Consider the following 1,351-nt stretch of genomic DNA (forward strand, 5'->3'; position numbering starts at 1 on the left):
CTGCATTACAGACCGTTCATCTGAATTGCTTCAAACCACTTTGTCGGATTTTCCTATAGTATGTTGTGTTTCTCCGTATCGAAGGGGTTTGAGCGGTCGAAATACCGTATTGCTTAGATATTAAAGCTTCGTGCTTTGAAATGAGTGAATTTTTGTTTTAAGTGTCGTAATCTCTTGCTAATTACTCCCAGCTGCAAGAGTTTCAGGGTTGCCCCCCCTTGGGCAGCCCTTCTTTTTTATCTTCCATTTTTTCAGCAATCAAGCCTTCCCTGCCCTATACACATAGCCAAAATTGCAGGCAAGGCCGCCCTTCTCCTCAACTTCCAATCTTCTTCAATTCATTATTCGGCATCACCAGCCAAACCTGTGCCTTTTTAACTTGAGCCGCAGTACGGATGGCCGCCTCATCCATAATGGAGAACGCTGTAGAAAAGGCATCGGCAACCGCCGCACTCTCCGCCATGACGCTCATGCTTTTATAACGCGGTTGGCTTCCGCCTGTACGCGGATCAAAAAGATGGGTAAATTTGGCAGCTTCGTCCATTACCGTGCCATAGCCGCCCGATGTGGCAAAGGCTTGGTTTTTCATGGCAATGGTGGTTAGGATTTGGTCTTCTTGGTCAGGATTGCGAATGCTGACATTCCACTCGCGCTGGTTGGCATTATCAAAGCCGTAAATCTCCCCCATATCAATCAATGCTTGGGTAACGCCTTGCTGCTTTAATAATTCGACTACTTTATCAGTGATATAACCCTGCGCAATGCCGTTGAGCGACAAGCCCATGCCTTTTTGGGCAAAACGGATTTCTTTGGTATCAAAATCGACTTTGTTGAAATCCACTAATTTGAGCGTGTCTTTGATACTGCGTGCGGATGGCGGCATTTCGGTTTTTGGGTTTCGCCTGAAATGGTCGGCATACAGATTCCACAAAGGCTGAATGCTGGGATCAAATGCACCCTGCGTCAGCTGATGGATATCTCGGCTGATGCTGAGCAGCTGCAAAAAATCGGATGGCGGATTTTTCAGACGGCCTTCTCGGTTTAAACGGCTGATCAGGCTGTCGTCCCGATACAGGCTGAAGATTTTTTCCAACCGTGAAACTTCCGCCAATACTTTGTTGACCAATATTTCCGCCTGCTTGCGCTCAACGCCGAACAAACGCAATTCCGCCCCCGAACCCAATACAATGCCTCTCCAAATAACTGGCTGCTCTTCTTGATTCAGGCTGGCCGGATGAGTCGGCTGATTGGTTCTGCGGCTAATGGCAAAGGGAATACCAACGCCGGCAGCAAGTGTGGCGGCGATGGCAAGGAAACGGCGGCGCGTTACCGGGATGGACATGGAGTATTC

Annotated in this window: 1 protein-coding gene; it reads right to left on the bottom strand. The window is 48.6% G+C overall.

Annotated features, from left to right (window positions below):
* Positions 1–316 precede the first annotated feature (316 nt).
* Complete coding sequence (locus ACTHUT_RS20740; protein WP_440419691.1) at positions 317–1,342, bottom strand: FAD:protein FMN transferase; 1,026 nt, start codon at positions 1,340–1,342, stop codon at positions 317–319.
* Positions 1,343–1,351 lie beyond the last annotated feature (9 nt).

This window comes from Neisseria sp. P0022.S010 (genome assembly GCF_051956635.1).